The following is a 15,182-nucleotide window of genomic DNA, read 5'->3' on the forward strand; positions in this document are numbered from 1 at the left end:
GCGAGAAAAAAAAACGGCAATCCGGGATTGCCGTTTTTTGCGTTGCCTTTTTGCTTTTAGATCGATGTCCGACGGTAGCTGCGGTATTCCGGCTTCCAGAAGTTCTCGTCAATCGCCTGCTGCAACGCATCGGCAGAGGTTTTCACCGCCACCCCTTGCTGCTGCGCCATTTTGCCCACGGCAAAAGCGATCGCCTTCGACACCACGTGAATATCCTTCAGCTCCGGCAGAACCAGCCCTTCACCGTTATTGACCAGCGGAGAGTGCTTCGCCAGGGTTTCGCTGGCGGACATCAGCATCTCATCGGTGATGCGCGAGGCACCCGAGGCGATAACGCCAAGGCCAATCCCCGGGAAGATATAGGAGTTGTTGCACTGGGCAATCGGGTAGATTTTGTCCTTCCAGACCACTGGCGCAAACGGGCTGCCGGTGGCGACCAGTGCATTGCCTTCGGTCCAGGCGATGATGTCCTGCGGGGTGGCTTCCACGCGCGAGGTCGGGTTCGATAGCGGCATCACGATTGGACGCGCGCAGTATTTATGCATCTCGCGGATGATCTCTTCCGTGAAGAGCCCGGTCTGGCCGGAAACGCCGATCAGAATGTCCGGCTTCACGTTGCGGACCACATCCAGCAGGGAGAGCACTTCGTTATCGGTATCCCAGTTTTTGAGGTTCTCACGCTTTTGCACCAGTTTGGTCTGGAACGGCAGCAGGTTTGGCATGGCGTCGGTCAGCAGGCCGAAGCGGTCGACCATAAATACGCGGGAACGCGCCAGCTCTTCGCTGAGCCCTTCGCGCTGGGTCTGGGCGATGATCTGCTCGGCAATGCCGCACCCGGCGGAACCGGCGCCGAGGAAGACGATCTTCTGGTAGCTGAGCTGGTTGCCCGCCGCGCGGCTGGCCGCAATCAACGTGCCGACCGTTACCGCTGCGGTGCCCTGAATATCATCATTAAAGGAGCAGATTTCGTCGCGATAGCGATTCAGCAGTGGCATGGCGTTTTTCTGGGCGAAATCTTCAAACTGCAGCAGTACGTCCGGCCAGCGGTGTTTTACCGCCTGGATGAAATCATCCACGAACTGATAGTACTCGTCGTCGGTGATGCGCGGGTGGCGCCAGCCCATATAGAGCGGATCGTTAAGCAGTTGCTGGTTGTTGGTGCCCACATCCAGTACCACCGGCAGGGTGTAGGCCGGGCTGATGCCGCCGCAGGCGGTGTAGAGCGACAGCTTACCGATCGGAATGCCCATTCCGCCGATCCCCTGGTCGCCGAGTCCCAGAATACGTTCGCCGTCGGTTACCACGATCACTTTGATGTTGTGATTGGAGACGTTCTGCAGAATATCATCCATGTTGTGACGGTTCTGATAGGAGATAAACACGCCCCGTGAGCGGCGATAGATTTCCGAGAAACGTTCGCAGGCGGCGCCGACGGTTGGGGTGTAGATCACCGGCATCATCTCGTCGAGATGGTTTTGCACCAGGCGGTAGAAGAGGGTTTCGTTGGTATCCTGAATATTGCGCAGGTAGATGTGCTTATCGATTTCGGTTTTGAATCCCTGGTACTGGATCCACGCGCGTTCGGCCTGTTCTTCGATGGTTTCAACCACTTCCGGCAGCAGGCCAAGCAGGTTGAAGTTGCTGCGCTCTTCCATGCTGAAGGCGCTGCCCTTGTTCAGGAGAGGGAACTCCAGCAGAACCGGACCGGCGTAAGGAATATAGAGGGAGCGATTTTTTTTGGCTTTGTTGTCCATGTTACTCACTTAATTTTTGCATATCCGTCCCTGGCACTGTTGTTCATCATCTTCGCTGTCGTGCCCATAGGGGGTGTCAGGCAGGTAGTATAAAGGAGGTGGATGTTAAAAACTGCAACATACAAATAAAAACACCATCGGTTTTGCCGATGGTGTCGGGGATCTTTAGGGAGAACTTACTTTGGTTCGTGGCGTTTTCTACCGGTGGCGTGGGTGACTTGCGTTTCATTGCCCCCCTCAATCACCACTTTGCGCTGGTTAGACAGCTTGTAGTTCAGTCCCAGAATATGGCGTGCCTGACGGTTCGATTTCATATTGACTCCTCCATCCTGTTGATAGTGATAAGGTGATCGAAATATAACCCTTAAGGTTGCCTCTCCAGCATAGCAGGTTTTCAGAAACTGGCGTGCTGCCCGCTGACAACGTAGTTAATGGTCTGCTGGTAGATATCACTGAGGATGTCATTATCTGAGGCTTCGACCCATTTGGTCAGTTCCATCAAAATATCATCTTCAGTGACAGCGCCCATTTCAGCGCGTAAACCCTGTGCGATAGCATTAACCAGTTCCGGCTGTGCGGATGTCGTATTTGCAGAATAATAATTAAACATGTTGCCTCCGTGTCGTTTTCTGTTTAATGGTCCGGTTCGCAAAAACATCGTGATATTCAGAATGACAAATATTTTTGCCGCTGTGTTTAAGAATCCTCTCAGAAATATTGCTGTCATAAAATCATGCTTTTTCATGATCTTAAAAAATAGAATATATTCATTGGACTCGTTAAAAATATTCCTGTGTTAGTTGGCCTCTAAAATAAATATCGGCGAGGACGGATTTAAATTACACGGAAAACGCCTGATTGCAATAGCCATAACCTCTCCGACTTCACAGAATAATCCTGATATATCACTCTTTCGGGCTCGCTCTTCAGCGTGGTCTATACTGAATGCTTTGTAAGCCAACAAGGAGAGCAAGAATGACAATTCATAAGCACGGTTCAGCACACTGGTCTGGTGATATTAAACGCGGCAAGGGGACAGTTTCGACGGAAAGCGGCGTTCTTAATCAGCAGCCTTACGGCTTCAATACCCGTTTTGAAGGGGAAAAAGGTACCAACCCGGAAGAGTTGATTGGTGCTGCGCATGCGGCCTGTTTCTCTATGGCCCTGTCGCTGATGCTGGGTGAGGCGGGCTATACCGCCGATTCCATCGACACCACTGCCGATGTCTCGCTGGACAAAACCGACAGCGGTTTCGCCATCAGCAAAGTCGCTCTGCAGAGCAAAGTGACCGTTCCGGGCATCGACCCGCAGCAGTTTGACGGCATTATCCAGAAAGCGAAAGCGGGATGCCCGGTTTCACAGCTGCTGAAAGCGGAAATCACCCTCGACTATCAGCTGAACTGATTGTCCTGCCGGGCGTTGCGCCCGGCTATCCCTTCACCGCGGCGGGAAAGACCTCCGCCAGCCACGCGATAAATACCCTCAGACGATGCGTCATATGCCGGTTTTGCGGATAAACCACGTAAAACGGGTAGTGCGGCGGGCGCCACTTGTCGAGGATCTCCACCAGCGTGCCCGCTTCCAGCAGTGCGCCTGCTGAGTATCTAAACGTCTGTATTATCCCCATCCCGGCCACCGCTGCCGCCAGATGACCGTTGCTCTCGTTCACCCCGATATGATGCACAAGATTAATGTCGCGGGTCTCATTCTCATGGGTAAAGCGAAACGGCACGGCGCGCCCGGTTACCGGCGAAAGATAACTCACCAGCTTGTGACCATTGCGCAGCTCCTCCGGGTAGGCGGGGATGCCAAACTGTTTCAGGTAGCCCGGTGTGGCACAGGTGACCATCTCCGCATTGCCAATATGCCGGGCAATAAGCGAAGAGTCCTCCAGCGCGCCGCCGCGGATAACGCAGTCCACATTGCCGCTGATCAGATCCACCGGCCGGTCGGCCACGCCAAGATCGATACGGATAGCGGGATAGCGGCGCATAAAGTCCGGCAGCGCAGGGATCAGCACGTCTCGCGCCGTTGAGCCGCCCACGTCAATGCGCAGGTGCCCCTGGGGCTGCTGTTTCGCCTGGCTGAAAGAGGTGTCGATCTCTTCGATATCAATTAGCACCCGGCGGGCTTTGTCGTAATAGTCCTGGCCCTCTGGCGTCGCCGTCACCCGGCGGGTTGTGCGTTGCAGCAGCCGCACATCCAGATGGGCCTCCAGCGCTTTCACCAGCTTGCTGAGGGTGGCGATGGGCATATTCAGAGAGTCCGCCGCCCGGGTAAAGCTGCCGGTTTCCACTACGCGCGTAAAGGCACGCATGGCCAGTAATTGATCCATAGAGAGGCGCTCCGCCACAGAGATTATTCCCACAGGGAAAAAGTGATTTCCATTTTTGCTAATTTTTCGCTAATGCCGCAAGGGCTACAGTGCTTCCACACCAACAATGTGGAAGGAAAAGCAAAATGAACACAGCATTAACAGGTAAAATCGCACTCGTCACCGGCGGCACCAGCGGCATTGGTCTGGCAACGGCAAAAGAGCTGCAAGCCCAAGGGGCGAAGGTCTATATCACCGGTCGCCGCCAGGCGGAGCTGGACAACGCCGTCGCCACCCTCGGCGGGCAGGTCACTGGCATTCGCGCCGACGCCTCCGTACTCGCCGATCTTGATACCGTTTATGCCCAAATCGCCGAACAGTCCGGGCGGCTGGATGTGCTTTTCGCTAACGCTGGCGGGGGCGATATGCTGCCTCTGGGGGCGATAACCGAAGAACACTTTGACCGCATTTTTGCCACCAATGTCCGCGGCGTACTGTTTACCGTTCAAAAAGCGCTGCCGCTGCTGGCCGACAAAGCATCGGTGATCCTGACCGGCTCCACGGTCTCTATTAAAGGCACCGCTAACTTCAGCGTCTATAGCGCCAGCAAGGCGGCGGTAAGAAACTTCGCCCGCTCCTGGGCGCTGGATTTGCAGGGGCGCGGCATTCGGGTGAACGTGGTCAGCCCGGGCCCGATTAAAACCCCTGGGCTGGGAGAACTGGTGCCAGAAGATCAGCGGCAGGGGCTGTTTGATGCTTTAGCCGCTACGGTGCCGATGGGGCGTATTGGCGAGCCGGAAGAGGTGGGTAAAGCGGTGGCGTTCCTCGCCTCCGATGCCGCCAGCTTTATCAACGCTGTAGAGCTGTTTGTGGACGGTGGGATGGCGCAAATCTGACACAAACCGGGCTACCTGAACGTGCCATGGATGGCATGCTCATCTTCAACAACAGGGATGTTTTCTGTCCTTTATGGCCTCAATAAACATTCACATTGATTATTTTTGAGCCGAATCGATCTTTTCTGGATATATCCTCGTAATACTATTAGTCCACGAATGTAATTTATGCTAAACAAGAGCTTAAAAGGCCTAACATTCGACCAGGAAAACTAGCTGTGCTGACGACTCTCATTTATAAAAGCCAGTTAAATCCATCCTGCCAATCATTATCTCTTATTTCACTTGTTGAGAAAGCCAGGCAGCGCAATTCTGCCCTGGACGTGACGGGCATTTTGTTGTTTAACGGCGCCGATTTCCTGCAGATCCTTGAAGGGCCAGAAGAGGTCCTTGAAAAACTGTTTTGTAAGATCCGCAGCGACAAGCGCCATCACAGCGTGGTGGAGCTGATGCGCGATTATGGCCCGCGCAGGCGCTTCGAAAATGTGGGCATGCTGCTCTTCGACCTGCTGGTGGATAGCCAAAAATCGGTGCTCTCATCGGTGCTGCGCTACAGCAAGCTGGACTACTATCTGGCGGCGCAGGATCGGGTGTTTAAGTTTATTCAGTCGTTTATTACACGGGAACAGCCCACCCGCGACGGAGCGGTTTTTCTGCCGGAAAGATGGAAACTGGCCCCGGAACACGCCCCGTTTGGGAAATGCATCAACGGGCCCATCGATAACCAGGTCTGCCAGTTTGCTCTGCAACCGATCATTGAACCCACCGAGGGGAAAATCTCTTCGCTGGAAGCGCTGATCCGCGGTAACGACGGGGGAAGCCCGGAACGCTTCTTTAGCGCCATTGATCAGGACAAAATGTACGAAGTGGACCTGCAGACCAAGGCGTATGCCTTTGCGCTGGCGGAGAAAATTGGGATTGGCGATCATAAAATCGCCGTTAATCTGCTGCCGATGTCGCTGGTGAACGTCCCTGGCGCCGTCGATTTTCTGATGGATCAGATCCTCATCCACGGCCTGCAGCCGGAGCAGGTGGTCATTGAAGTTACTGAAAACGAAATGATCTCCGGATTTAACCAGTTTAACAGCGCCATTAAGCAGCTTCGGGCGGCAGGTATTGGCCTGGCGATCGATGATTTTGGCTCCGGGTATGCTGGGCTGTCGCTGTTAACCCGTTTCCAGCCGGATAAGCTCAAAATCGACCGTGAGATTGTCAGCGACATCCATTTGAGCGGCCCGAAGCAGGCCATTGTGAAGTCGATTATCAGCTGCTGTACCGACCTGGAAATTGCGCTGGTGGCCGAGGGCATCGAGAAGATCGAAGAGTGGTGCTGGCTGGAGTCGGCTGGCATTAAGCGTTTTCAGGGCTTTCTCTTCTCCCGGCCAAAATTAAATGGGGTAGGAGAGATCCACTGGCCGCAGTTTTCCAGCGCGCCTTTTCTGAGCGATTAAATATTCAGCAATAAGGATTGAGTAAATAGCTGAATATTTACAATGCTTCACAGGTTAAATTATTAGCAGTTATTTTGTAATGCAGTGATTTTAATAAATTAAATTGTTTTTCGGCTTTTTTATTAATAAATAACTTTAACTCAATGTTAATTTTGCGCTGCCGATAATACCTCAGACCGTATTGTTTCTGAGGTATTTATGTCGTTAAAAAAGTCGTCTCTTGCCATCCTGCTTGCCCTGCTGTTTTTCTTTGTCGCCAGTGCCGCTACCAACGTCTGGCTGGCCATTAAAAGCAACAACTCCCTGGATAACGTGAATAAAGAGATTCAGGTGGTGTTATCCATTATCGATCCCATTAACCACAGCCGTACCCTGCGCGTGCGGGTTATGGAGTATATGAAACAGGTGGAAAGTGGCGACACCACCGGTCTCGATGAGAAGCTGGCCTCCGTTAAGCTGGCTCTGACCAAAGCCGATGGCGCCTTCGCCGCCTTTAATGACGCCCCCCGCCTGGCGGACGAAGCGCCGCTGGTGAAAAACTATAATGACGGCTGGCTGGCCTACCGCGATCGTGGCCTGGTGCCGCTGATTGAGGCGGCCTCTGCCCATGACAAGGCAAAGTTTGATGCGCTGATCCCGCAGATTTCTGGCCTCGACCGTCAGTACGAAATTGTTCTCGATGAGGTGCTGTCGGTGCACCAGAAATACGCGAAACAGTTAAATGACGATGCGCGGTCGCAGTTTTCTTCCGGCTTAACCATCATTATCGCTTTTGCCGCCCTTTTTGTGGTGGTCATTGTTGGGGTAAGCGTCCTGATGAAGCGGTTTGTCTTCGCGCCGATTCATCTCGCCCGTGAGCACTGCAGCCAGATCGCCGCCGGTAAATTAACGGAAGCGGTCCCGCAGAAAACCGGATCGAACAATGAGATCGACCTGCTGATGGGCTCGATGGAGGAGATGCGTCTGGCCCTGCTGGATACGGTCTCTCAGGTACGTGCTGCCTGCCATACCGTCAACCACGCCTCGCAGGAGATTGCCTCCGGCAATATCGACCTGGCTTCCCGCACCGAGCAGCAGGCCGCAGCCCTGACGGAAACGGCCGCCAGCATGGAGCAGCTGAGCGCGACGGTTGCCAATAATACCGAGAACGTCAACCAGGCAGGTAAGCTGGTGCAGGATGCGGTGAACAACGCCCGAACCGGGGAGGCCGTGACCCGCGAGGTGATCGACACCATGAACACCATCGCCGCCAACTCTCAGCGCATCGAAGATATCACCAGCGTCATTAACAGCATCGCTTTCCAGACCAATATTCTGGCGCTGAATGCCGCCGTTGAAGCGGCTCGCGCCGGGACGCAGGGGCGTGGATTTGCGGTGGTGGCGACTGAAGTGCGCACCCTGGCGCAGAAAAGCGCCGTGGCGGCGAAGGATATTGAGAACCTCATCGCCCAGTCGGTTTCCAGCGTGAAAAACGGTTCGCAGCTGGTGAATCGCTCGGGTGAAGTCATTCATGCCATCATCACCTCGGTGAACAAAGTCAACGCGCTGATGGAGCAGATTCAGGTGGCGTCCGAAGAGCAGAGCCGCGGCATTGGTCAGGTAGGACAGGCCGTGACCGAAATGGATGGCGTGACCCAGCAGAACGCCGCACTGGTGCAGGAGTCTGCGGCAGCAGCGGCTTCGCTGGAAGAGCAAGCCAGACACCTCACCCAAAGTATTGCCAGCTTCCGCCTCCCGGAACCGGCATAAGGCAATGTCTGATTGCCCGGCAGCGCTGCGCTTGCCGGGCATGCAGGTTTATCGTTCGTAAGCCGGGTAAGGCGCAGCAGCCGCCCGACAACACCCTGACCACACTTCTTCCTGCCGCTTCGTCGTGACCCATCTCACATTAATTTCCTGGTCTATGCTTGATGTGCATGCGCGGCGGATTGCCGCCGCACTTTCTCTTTTTCCCTCTGCGTAACGATAAACGTTAAGCACCCTGAGGAACACGGGTCAAACGAGGTGGTGGAATGACAGCTAAATCTATTACGTATTGGGGTTGTGAACACATTGATGCTAACACGGTTCGCTTCCATCTATGGGCCAGCGGTCAGGAGCAGGTCTCCCTGCGCCTCAACGACGAAACGCTGGCGATGCACCCGACCGGTGACGGCGGATTCGAACTGACGGTTGACTACGTCAAACCCGGTTCACCCTACAGTTATATTCTGGCAGACGGCACTGCGGTGCCGGATCCCGCCTCCCGCGCCCAGCAAGGGGATGTAAACGGTCCTTCGCTGGTGTGCGATCCTGACAGCTATGTCTGGCGCAACACCGAATGGCAGGGCCGACGCTGGGAAGAGAGCGTGGTCTATGAGCTGCACATCGGTACCTTTACTCCGGAAGGCACCTTCCGCGCGGCAGCCGACAAGCTGCCATATCTGGCCTCGCTGGGCATCACAATGATTGAACTGATGCCCGTATCGCAGGCGGGAGGTAATCGCAACTGGGGCTATGACGGGGTGTTGCTCTATGCCCCGCACAGCACCTACGGTACGCCGGATGAGCTGAAAGCCTTTGTGGATGCCGCCCACGGCCTGGGGCTGTCGGTGGTGCTGGATATTGTGCTGAACCATTTTGGTCCGGAGGGGAACTACCTCCCACGCCTGTCGCCGGACTTTTTCCATCCGGAGCGAATGACCCCCTGGGGAAATGGCATCGCCTACGATGTGGCCCCCGTGCGTCAGTTTATGATCGGCGTACCGTTGTACTGGCTGGAGGAGTTCCGCTTCGACGGATTGCGCTTCGACGCCATCGATCACATTGCAGATTCGTCTGAAAAACATATCTTGGTTGAAATTGCTGAACGCATCCGGGCGCAGATAACCGATCGCCCGATCCATCTCACCACTGAAGACAACCGCAACATTATCTCGTTGCATCCTTACGGTGAGGACGGCTCCCCGTCGCTTTACACCGCCGAATGGAATGACGATCTGCACAATGCCATTCACGTCCTGGCCAGCGGGGAGACTCACGCCTGGTACCGGGACTTTGCGCATCAGCCGGAAAAATGGGTCGCCCGGGCGCTGGCGGAAGGGTTTGCCTATCAGGGCGAAATCACTCCCCGGGACCGGGAGCCACGCGGGGTTAAAAGCATCGACCAGCCGCCGGTGGCGTTTGTCGACTTTATCCAGAATCACGACCAGGTGGGTAACCGGGCGCAGGGGGATCGTCTGCTCTCCCTTATCGGGGAGGATCGCACTCGGGTGCTGCTGGCCGCGCTGCTGCTGTCGCCGCATATCCCGCTCATGTTTATGGGCGAGGAGTTCGGTGAAACCCGGCCATTCCTCTTCTTTACCGATTTTCACGGTGATCTTGCGCGGGCGGTACGGGAAGGACGGGCGAAGGAGTTCGCCGACCATGCCAGCCATCAGGAGGAGGGCGTGCCCGATCCGAATGCGCTGGAGACCTTTACACGATCGAAACTCGACTGGGACAAAGTTAACCAGCCGGAGGGGGAAAGCTGGCTGAGCTTTACCCGCCACCTGTTGCAACTGCGTCAGCAGGTGATTGTGCCGCTGCTGGCAACCGCCCGCAACGGTGGGGGCAAGGTGCTGGACCTGGCACCCGGCTGCGTGGCAGTCACCTGGACGTTTCCACGGGGAACCCTGTCGCTGGCGTTTAACGTCGGCGGCCATACGGAGGCGTTGCCCGATCTGCCGGGTGAAACCCTCTTTGCCTGGCCTGAGATCCATACCGAATTACGGCCCGACACCCTTATTGTCCGCTTTGCCCCTGGAGAACCAACCTGATGATCCCCACAGCGACCTGGCGTATCCAGTTTCGTAATGGCATGACGTTTGATCGTGCCGCCAGTCTGGTGCCTTATTTGCAGCAACTTGGCATCAGCCATCTGTATGCCTCGCCGATTTTTACCGCTGCCCGCGATTCGACCCACGGCTATGACGTGACCGACGCCAATGAGATCGACCCGGCCATTGGCGGTCGCGCCGGATTTGAACGGCTGGTCAGCGCCCTGAAGGCGGCTGGCCTGGGGCTGATCCTTGATATCGTCCCGAACCATATGTCCACCTCGCTTGAAAACGCCTGGTGGCGCGATGTAATTGAACACGGCGAGCAGAGCCGCTATGCCCGTCACTTTGATATCGACTGGTCCCGTCGCCTGACGCTGCCGTTTCTGGGCGATGACTTTGACGTGGTACTGGCGAACGGGGAGATCAGCATCCAGCGCGATCCCAACACCGGTAAACCGGCGCTGGCCGTTTATGACAACTTCTATCCGCTCATTCCGGAGAGCTGGATGGGACGCGAGGAAGAGGTTCTGAACCTGCGCGAGCGTGAGGCGATTGCACGCCTGCATGACCAGCAGCCGTGGCGACTTACCAGCTGGCGCGACGCCCCGCGGGATCTCTCCTGGCGGCGCTTCTTCGAGATCACCGGCCTGGTGGGTGTGCGCGTTGAGGACGACGCGGTCTTCGATGACAGCCATGCCCTAATCCTGGCCCTGGTGCGATCGGGGGCGGTGGAGGGGCTGCGCATCGATCATGTGGACGGTCTGGCCGACCCGCGCTCTTACCTGCAACGTCTGCGGCAGGAGGCGGGAGCCGATTGCTACATCACGGTAGAGAAGATCCTCAGTAAAGGGGAGAACCTCCCCACAGACTGGCCGATCTCCGGCACGACCGGGTATGAATTCATCGCCTCACTCTCGGAAGTGCTGGTGGATGACGACAAAATCGACAGCCTGCGTCAGGCCTACGACGCGGTGGTGGGTAGCCCGGTGGACATGCACGCTGAACTGCGTGCGGCGCGCCTGCTGATGGTGGATCGCAATTTTGCCGGGGAGTTTTCCACACTGCTGACGCTGGCCAAAAAACTGGCGCACGTGGAAGGCGTGGCGATTGATGAAGAGCTGCTGCGCCTGGCGCTGCGGGAGCTGCTGGTGGCCTTCCCGGTCTATCGCACCTATGGCACCGCGCAGGGGATGTCCAGTGCGGATATCCGGCTGCTACAAAACGTGCTGACCCACGTTAACGCCGACCCGGACGCGCTCACGCTGTTGACCCGTATCCTGACCGGCGAAGTCAGCGATGAGGCCCGCGATACCGCCAGCCAGTTCCGCACCCGTTTCCAGCAGCTGACCGGGCCGCTGATGGCGAAATCCGTAGAGGACACGCTGTTTTTCCGCCAGCACATGGATCTGGCCCTTAACGAAGTCGGGGCCGAACCGGTGCCGCGCGCCTTCTCGCTGACGCGTTTCCATACCGAAATGACGGCGCGACGTGAGCGCCAGCCGGATGCGCTCTCGGGCACCTCAACCCACGACACCAAGCGCGGGGAAGATGCCCGCGCCCGGCTCTATACTCTGACAGAAGCGCCGCAGGTATGGGCCGAGTGCGTGGCCCGCTGGCAGCAACTCAACCAGACCCATGTCCGCTTTCTGAACGACGGCACGGCGCCACGAGCCGCTGACACCTGGATGTTATATCAGGCGCTGGCGGGAGTCTGGCCACCTGGACTCGATCCCCAGGATGCAGCGGGTCTGAACGCGCTGGAAGTGCGCTTCCTGGCCTTTGTGGAGAAAGCGCTGCGCGAGGCCAAGCTGCGCACCGACTGGGTAGACAGCAACGAAGCCTATGAGACGGTGGTGCTGGAGTATGCCCGCCATCTGCTCTCACCGGACAATCAGGATTTTCTGCGCGACTTCAGCACCTCGTTACGCCCGTTTATCCGCGCCGGGCTGGTAAACAGCCTGAGCCAGACGGTGATCAAACTGACTGCCCCGGGCGTACCGGATGTGTATCAGGGCAGCGAGGGGCTTAACTTTAGCCTCGTCGACCCCGATAACCGCCGCGAGCCGGATTTCGCGCAGCTCAACCAGCAGCTCAACAGCGCCGATGTGCATACCGCCTCCCGTGAGGCGAGCTGGCTCGACGGCCAGCTTAAGGTGTATGTCACCAGCACGCTGCTGAATCTGCGCCAGCGTAAACCGGCGCTGTTCCGCTTGGGCAGCTATGTCGCGTTGCTGACCCGGGGTGAAAGGGCGGACAAAGCCATCGCCTTTGCTCGCGTGGATGACGACGACGTCTTGATCGTGGTGGCACCGCGTCTGGCGTTTTCCAGCGCCGCACAGACGTTTCCACTGACCGGCGCGGCACTGTGGGGCGATACGGAGGTTGTCTTGCCTGCTGAACTGGCCGGGCGTCGCTATCAGGACTGTTTCAGCGGTGAAATCGTTATACCGGGCGAAAGCCTGAAGTTACATGATGCACAGGATTGCTGGCGGGTGTTACTGGCCTGCGGCTAATAATGATGGTTCGAGGGAGAGATGTTATGGCAAATAATAAGATCTATCAGATTGAGGCGGGGCAGAGTTACCCGCTCGGCGCAAACTACGACGACAAAGGCGTCAATTTTGCGCTCTTTTCGGCCTGTGCCGAACGCGTTGAGCTATGTCTGTTTGATCCGACGGGTCAGCATGAAATTGCCCGCCTGGAGCTACCGGAATACACCCATGAAGTGTGGCACGGCTACGTTCCGGATCTGCAGCCGGGCGCGCTGTATGGCTATCGTGTGTATGGTCCTTACGATCCCGAAAACGGCCACCGCTTTAACCCGCATAAACTGCTGCTCGACCCCTATGCCCGGGCGTTAACCGGCGAGCTTAACTGGAACGCCGCCCATTTTGGCTATGAGCTGGGGCATGATGATCTCGATCTCAGCTTTGATACCCGGGACAGCGCGCCGTTTACCCCGAAATGCCGGGTTATCGACCCTCGGGTGTTCGACGCACAGGACCCGCATCGCCCGGCGGTGCCGTGGTCTGAAACTATTCTCTACGAAACCCACGTGAAGGGCTTTACCCAGCTTCACCCGGCCGTTCCGCCTGAGCTGCGCGGCACCTTTGAAGGGATGGGGCATAAAGCGATTGTGGATTACATCAAAAGCCTCGGCATCACCTCAGTGGAGCTGCTGCCGGTGCACGCCTTCCCGGACGATCAACATCTGCTGGACAGGGGACTGAAAAACTTCTGGGGGTATAACACCCTGAACTTCTTCTCCCCGGCGTCGCGCTATTACGGTCCGAACGGCATCCAGGGATTCCGCGATATGGTGCGCGCCTTCCACGATGCGGGTATCGAAGTGATCCTGGATGTGGTCTATAACCACACCGCCGAGGGCAACGAGCTGGGCCCGACACTCTCTTTCAAGGGGATCGACAACTTTTCCTACTACCGGACCATTGCAGGCCAGCACCGTTACTATGTGAATGACACGGGTACTGGCAACACGGTGAATACCTCCCATCCCCGAGTGCTGCAGATGATCATGGACTCCCTGCGCTACTGGGCCGAATCGATGCATATCGACGGTTTCCGCTTTGACCTCGGTACTATTCTGGGTCGCGAGCCGGAAGGATTCGACCAGCGCGGGGGCTTTTTCGATGCCATGATGCAGGACCCGCTGCTCTCCCGGCTGAAATTGATTGGTGAGCCGTGGGATATCGGCCCTGGTGGTTATCAGGTGGGGGGCTTCCCACCCGGCTGGGGCGAGTGGAATGACAAATATCGCGATACCGTGCGCGAATACTGGCGCGGGGATAACGTCTCCTCGGACTTTGCCGCGCGTCTGCTCGGTTCCGGCGATCTCTACGACCAACGCGGGCGTCGTCCGTGGGCAAGCATCAACTTTATCACTGCCCATGACGGTTTTACCCTGAACGACCTGGTCTCTTACAACGAGAAGCACAACGAGGCAAACGGCGAAGATAATAACGACGGCCACAATGATAACCGGTCATCGAATTATGGCGCCGAAGGGCCTACCGACGACGAGCAGATTAACGCCCTGCGCGAACAGCAGAAACGCAACTTCCTCACCACGCTGCTCTTTTCGCACGGCACGCCGATGCTGCTGGCGGGGGATGAGTTTGGCCGCAGCCAGATGGGGAACAACAATGGCTACTGTCAGGACAGCGAGATCAGCTGGGTGCACTGGGAGGATCTGCCGGAAAGCGCCGAGATGCTGCGTAATTTTACCCGGCATCTTATTGAGCTGCGTACCCGCCAGCCGCTGTTACGCCGCGAGAGCTGGCGTGATGGGATGGAGATCCTGTGGTACAACGCGGGTGGCGGCCTGCAACTGCCAGAGCACTGGGATGAAGGCACCACCCTTGGGCTCTATCTGACCCGGGCCGATTTAGAGGCAGAAAACGGGATTTGGCAGGAGGTGCTGCTGCTGATCAATCCATACGAGGCTGCGGTACCGTTCCGTATTCCGGATTGCGGTGAGGGTGGCTGGGTGCTGGAGCTAAGTACGGTGCAGGATGACAACCTGGGCCAGGCTATCACCCCGGATACTGACTTCCCGCTGGCGGGGCGCAGTATCGTGCTGTTGCGTCGACCTTAACGGTTAGCCCGGGCTCTCTCCCAGGGGCTGGAGGTATCGTCGTCGGCTTTGGCCGGCGCGGTATCTTCCAGCGAATCCAGATAGAGGGCTTCGACTTCGGCGCGAGCCCAGGGCGTGCGGCGCAAAAATTTGAGGCTGGATTTGACGCTGGGGTCGCTGTTAAAGCAGTTGATTTTAATCAGCTTGCCCAGCTGCGCCCAGCCATAGCGCGCCACGAGGGCGTTAACCATCATCTCAAGGGTGACGCCGTGCAGCGGATCTCTGGAAGGGTGAGCGGTCATATGCATCCGGTTATTATTAAAGGTCTGAAAGCGGGGAAGGGTACAAGAAAAGCCGGAAGCCAGCAACGTTA

12 protein-coding genes are annotated in these 15,182 nt (G+C 56.9%); 7 read left to right on the forward strand and 5 right to left on the reverse strand.

The features are described from left to right. Positions 1–56 precede the first annotated feature (56 nt). The 3 genes from C3406_RS10035 to bdm form a co-directional block, all read right to left on the reverse strand. A complete protein-coding gene (locus tag C3406_RS10035; RefSeq protein ID WP_103179618.1) occupies positions 57–1,754 on the reverse strand; it encodes an NAD-dependent malic enzyme in 1,698 nt (565 codons plus the stop codon). 176 nt (positions 1,755–1,930) lie between these two features. Further along, positions 1,931–2,068, reverse strand: a complete 138-nt coding sequence (sra, locus tag C3406_RS10040) for a stationary-phase-induced ribosome-associated protein (protein ID WP_103824386.1) — start codon at positions 2,066–2,068, stop codon at positions 1,931–1,933. Between the two features lie 80 nt (positions 2,069–2,148). Continuing rightward, entirely contained in the window at positions 2,149–2,364 is a 216-nt protein-coding gene (gene bdm / locus C3406_RS10045; RefSeq protein ID WP_039028747.1) for a biofilm-dependent modulation protein, read from the reverse strand. Between the two features lie 365 nt (positions 2,365–2,729). Between bdm and C3406_RS10050 the strand changes: the two genes are divergently transcribed. Further along, a complete protein-coding gene (locus tag C3406_RS10050; RefSeq protein ID WP_103824387.1) occupies positions 2,730–3,158 on the forward strand; it encodes an OsmC family protein in 429 nt (142 codons plus the stop codon). Between the two features lie 25 nt (positions 3,159–3,183). Here the strand turns inward: C3406_RS10050 and C3406_RS10055 are convergent, their stop codons facing one another. Then, positions 3,184–4,089 carry a LysR family transcriptional regulator gene (locus C3406_RS10055; RefSeq protein ID WP_103824388.1) on the reverse strand — a complete coding sequence of 302 codons (906 nt, stop codon included), beginning with the start codon at positions 4,087–4,089 and terminating at the stop codon, positions 3,184–3,186. A gap of 125 nt (positions 4,090–4,214) precedes the next feature. On the opposite strand from C3406_RS10055, the gene C3406_RS10060 reads away from it, so the two are divergent. From C3406_RS10060 to glgX, 6 genes are all read left to right on the forward strand, one after another. Then, positions 4,215–4,964, forward strand: coding sequence for an SDR family oxidoreductase (locus tag C3406_RS10060; RefSeq protein WP_103824389.1), 750 nt, complete (start codon positions 4,215–4,217; stop codon positions 4,962–4,964). A gap of 218 nt (positions 4,965–5,182) precedes the next feature. Further along, positions 5,183–6,415: a diguanylate phosphodiesterase gene (locus tag C3406_RS10065; RefSeq protein ID WP_103824390.1), complete on the forward strand. Its 1,233-nt coding sequence runs from the start codon at positions 5,183–5,185 to the stop codon at positions 6,413–6,415. A gap of 198 nt (positions 6,416–6,613) precedes the next feature. Then, positions 6,614–8,164 carry a methyl-accepting chemotaxis protein gene (locus C3406_RS10070; RefSeq protein ID WP_103824391.1) on the forward strand — a complete coding sequence of 517 codons (1,551 nt, stop codon included), beginning with the start codon at positions 6,614–6,616 and terminating at the stop codon, positions 8,162–8,164. A gap of 263 nt (positions 8,165–8,427) precedes the next feature. Beyond that, positions 8,428–10,212 carry a malto-oligosyltrehalose trehalohydrolase gene (treZ, locus tag C3406_RS10075; RefSeq protein ID WP_103824392.1) on the forward strand — a complete coding sequence of 595 codons (1,785 nt, stop codon included), beginning with the start codon at positions 8,428–8,430 and terminating at the stop codon, positions 10,210–10,212. Further along, a complete protein-coding gene (treY, locus tag C3406_RS10080) occupies positions 10,212–12,728 on the forward strand; it encodes a malto-oligosyltrehalose synthase (protein ID WP_103824393.1) in 2,517 nt (838 codons plus the stop codon). Before treZ ends, treY begins: the two co-directional genes overlap by 1 nt. Before the next feature lie 26 nt (positions 12,729–12,754). Next, complete coding sequence (gene glgX, locus C3406_RS10085; protein ID WP_103824394.1) at positions 12,755–14,830, forward strand: glycogen debranching protein GlgX; 2,076 nt, start codon at positions 12,755–12,757, stop codon at positions 14,828–14,830. Here the strand turns inward: glgX and C3406_RS10090 are convergent. Then, the gene (locus C3406_RS10090; RefSeq protein ID WP_103179608.1) at positions 14,827–15,111 is read right to left on the reverse strand and encodes a VF530 family protein; all 285 of its coding nucleotides are present in this window, start codon (positions 15,109–15,111) and stop codon (positions 14,827–14,829) included. The genes glgX and C3406_RS10090 overlap by 4 nt on opposite strands. Positions 15,112–15,182 lie beyond the last annotated feature (71 nt).

This window comes from Leclercia sp. LSNIH8 (assembly GCF_002920195.1).
In the GTDB taxonomy this organism is placed as follows: Bacteria; Pseudomonadota; Gammaproteobacteria; order Enterobacterales; family Enterobacteriaceae; genus Enterobacter.

What these genes read in the sequence shown, in the direction of transcription:
- treY (WP_103824393.1), top strand. Translation starts at nt 10,212, where the DNA reads ATGATCCCCACAGCGACCTGGCGTATCCAGTTTCGTAATGGCATGACG.
- glgX (WP_103824394.1), top strand. Translation starts at nt 12,755, where the DNA reads ATGGCAAATAATAAGATCTATCAGATTGAGGCGGGGCAGAGTTACCCG.
- C3406_RS10060 (WP_103824389.1), top strand. Translation starts at nt 4,215, where the DNA reads ATGAACACAGCATTAACAGGTAAAATCGCACTCGTCACCGGCGGCACC.
- C3406_RS10090 (WP_103179608.1), bottom strand. Translation starts at nt 15,111, where the DNA reads ATGACCGCTCACCCTTCCAGAGATCCGCTGCACGGCGTCACCCTTGAG.
- treZ (WP_103824392.1), top strand. Translation starts at nt 8,428, where the DNA reads ATGACAGCTAAATCTATTACGTATTGGGGTTGTGAACACATTGATGCT.
- bdm (WP_039028747.1), bottom strand. Translation starts at nt 2,364, where the DNA reads ATGTTTAATTATTATTCTGCAAATACGACATCCGCACAGCCGGAACTG.
- C3406_RS10050 (WP_103824387.1), top strand. Translation starts at nt 2,730, where the DNA reads ATGACAATTCATAAGCACGGTTCAGCACACTGGTCTGGTGATATTAAA.
- C3406_RS10055 (WP_103824388.1), bottom strand. Translation starts at nt 4,089, where the DNA reads ATGGATCAATTACTGGCCATGCGTGCCTTTACGCGCGTAGTGGAAACC.
- C3406_RS10070 (WP_103824391.1), top strand. Translation starts at nt 6,614, where the DNA reads ATGTCGTTAAAAAAGTCGTCTCTTGCCATCCTGCTTGCCCTGCTGTTT.
- C3406_RS10035 (WP_103179618.1), bottom strand. Translation starts at nt 1,754, where the DNA reads ATGGACAACAAAGCCAAAAAAAATCGCTCCCTCTATATTCCTTACGCC.
- sra (WP_103824386.1), bottom strand. Translation starts at nt 2,068, where the DNA reads ATGAAATCGAACCGTCAGGCACGCCATATTCTGGGACTGAACTACAAG.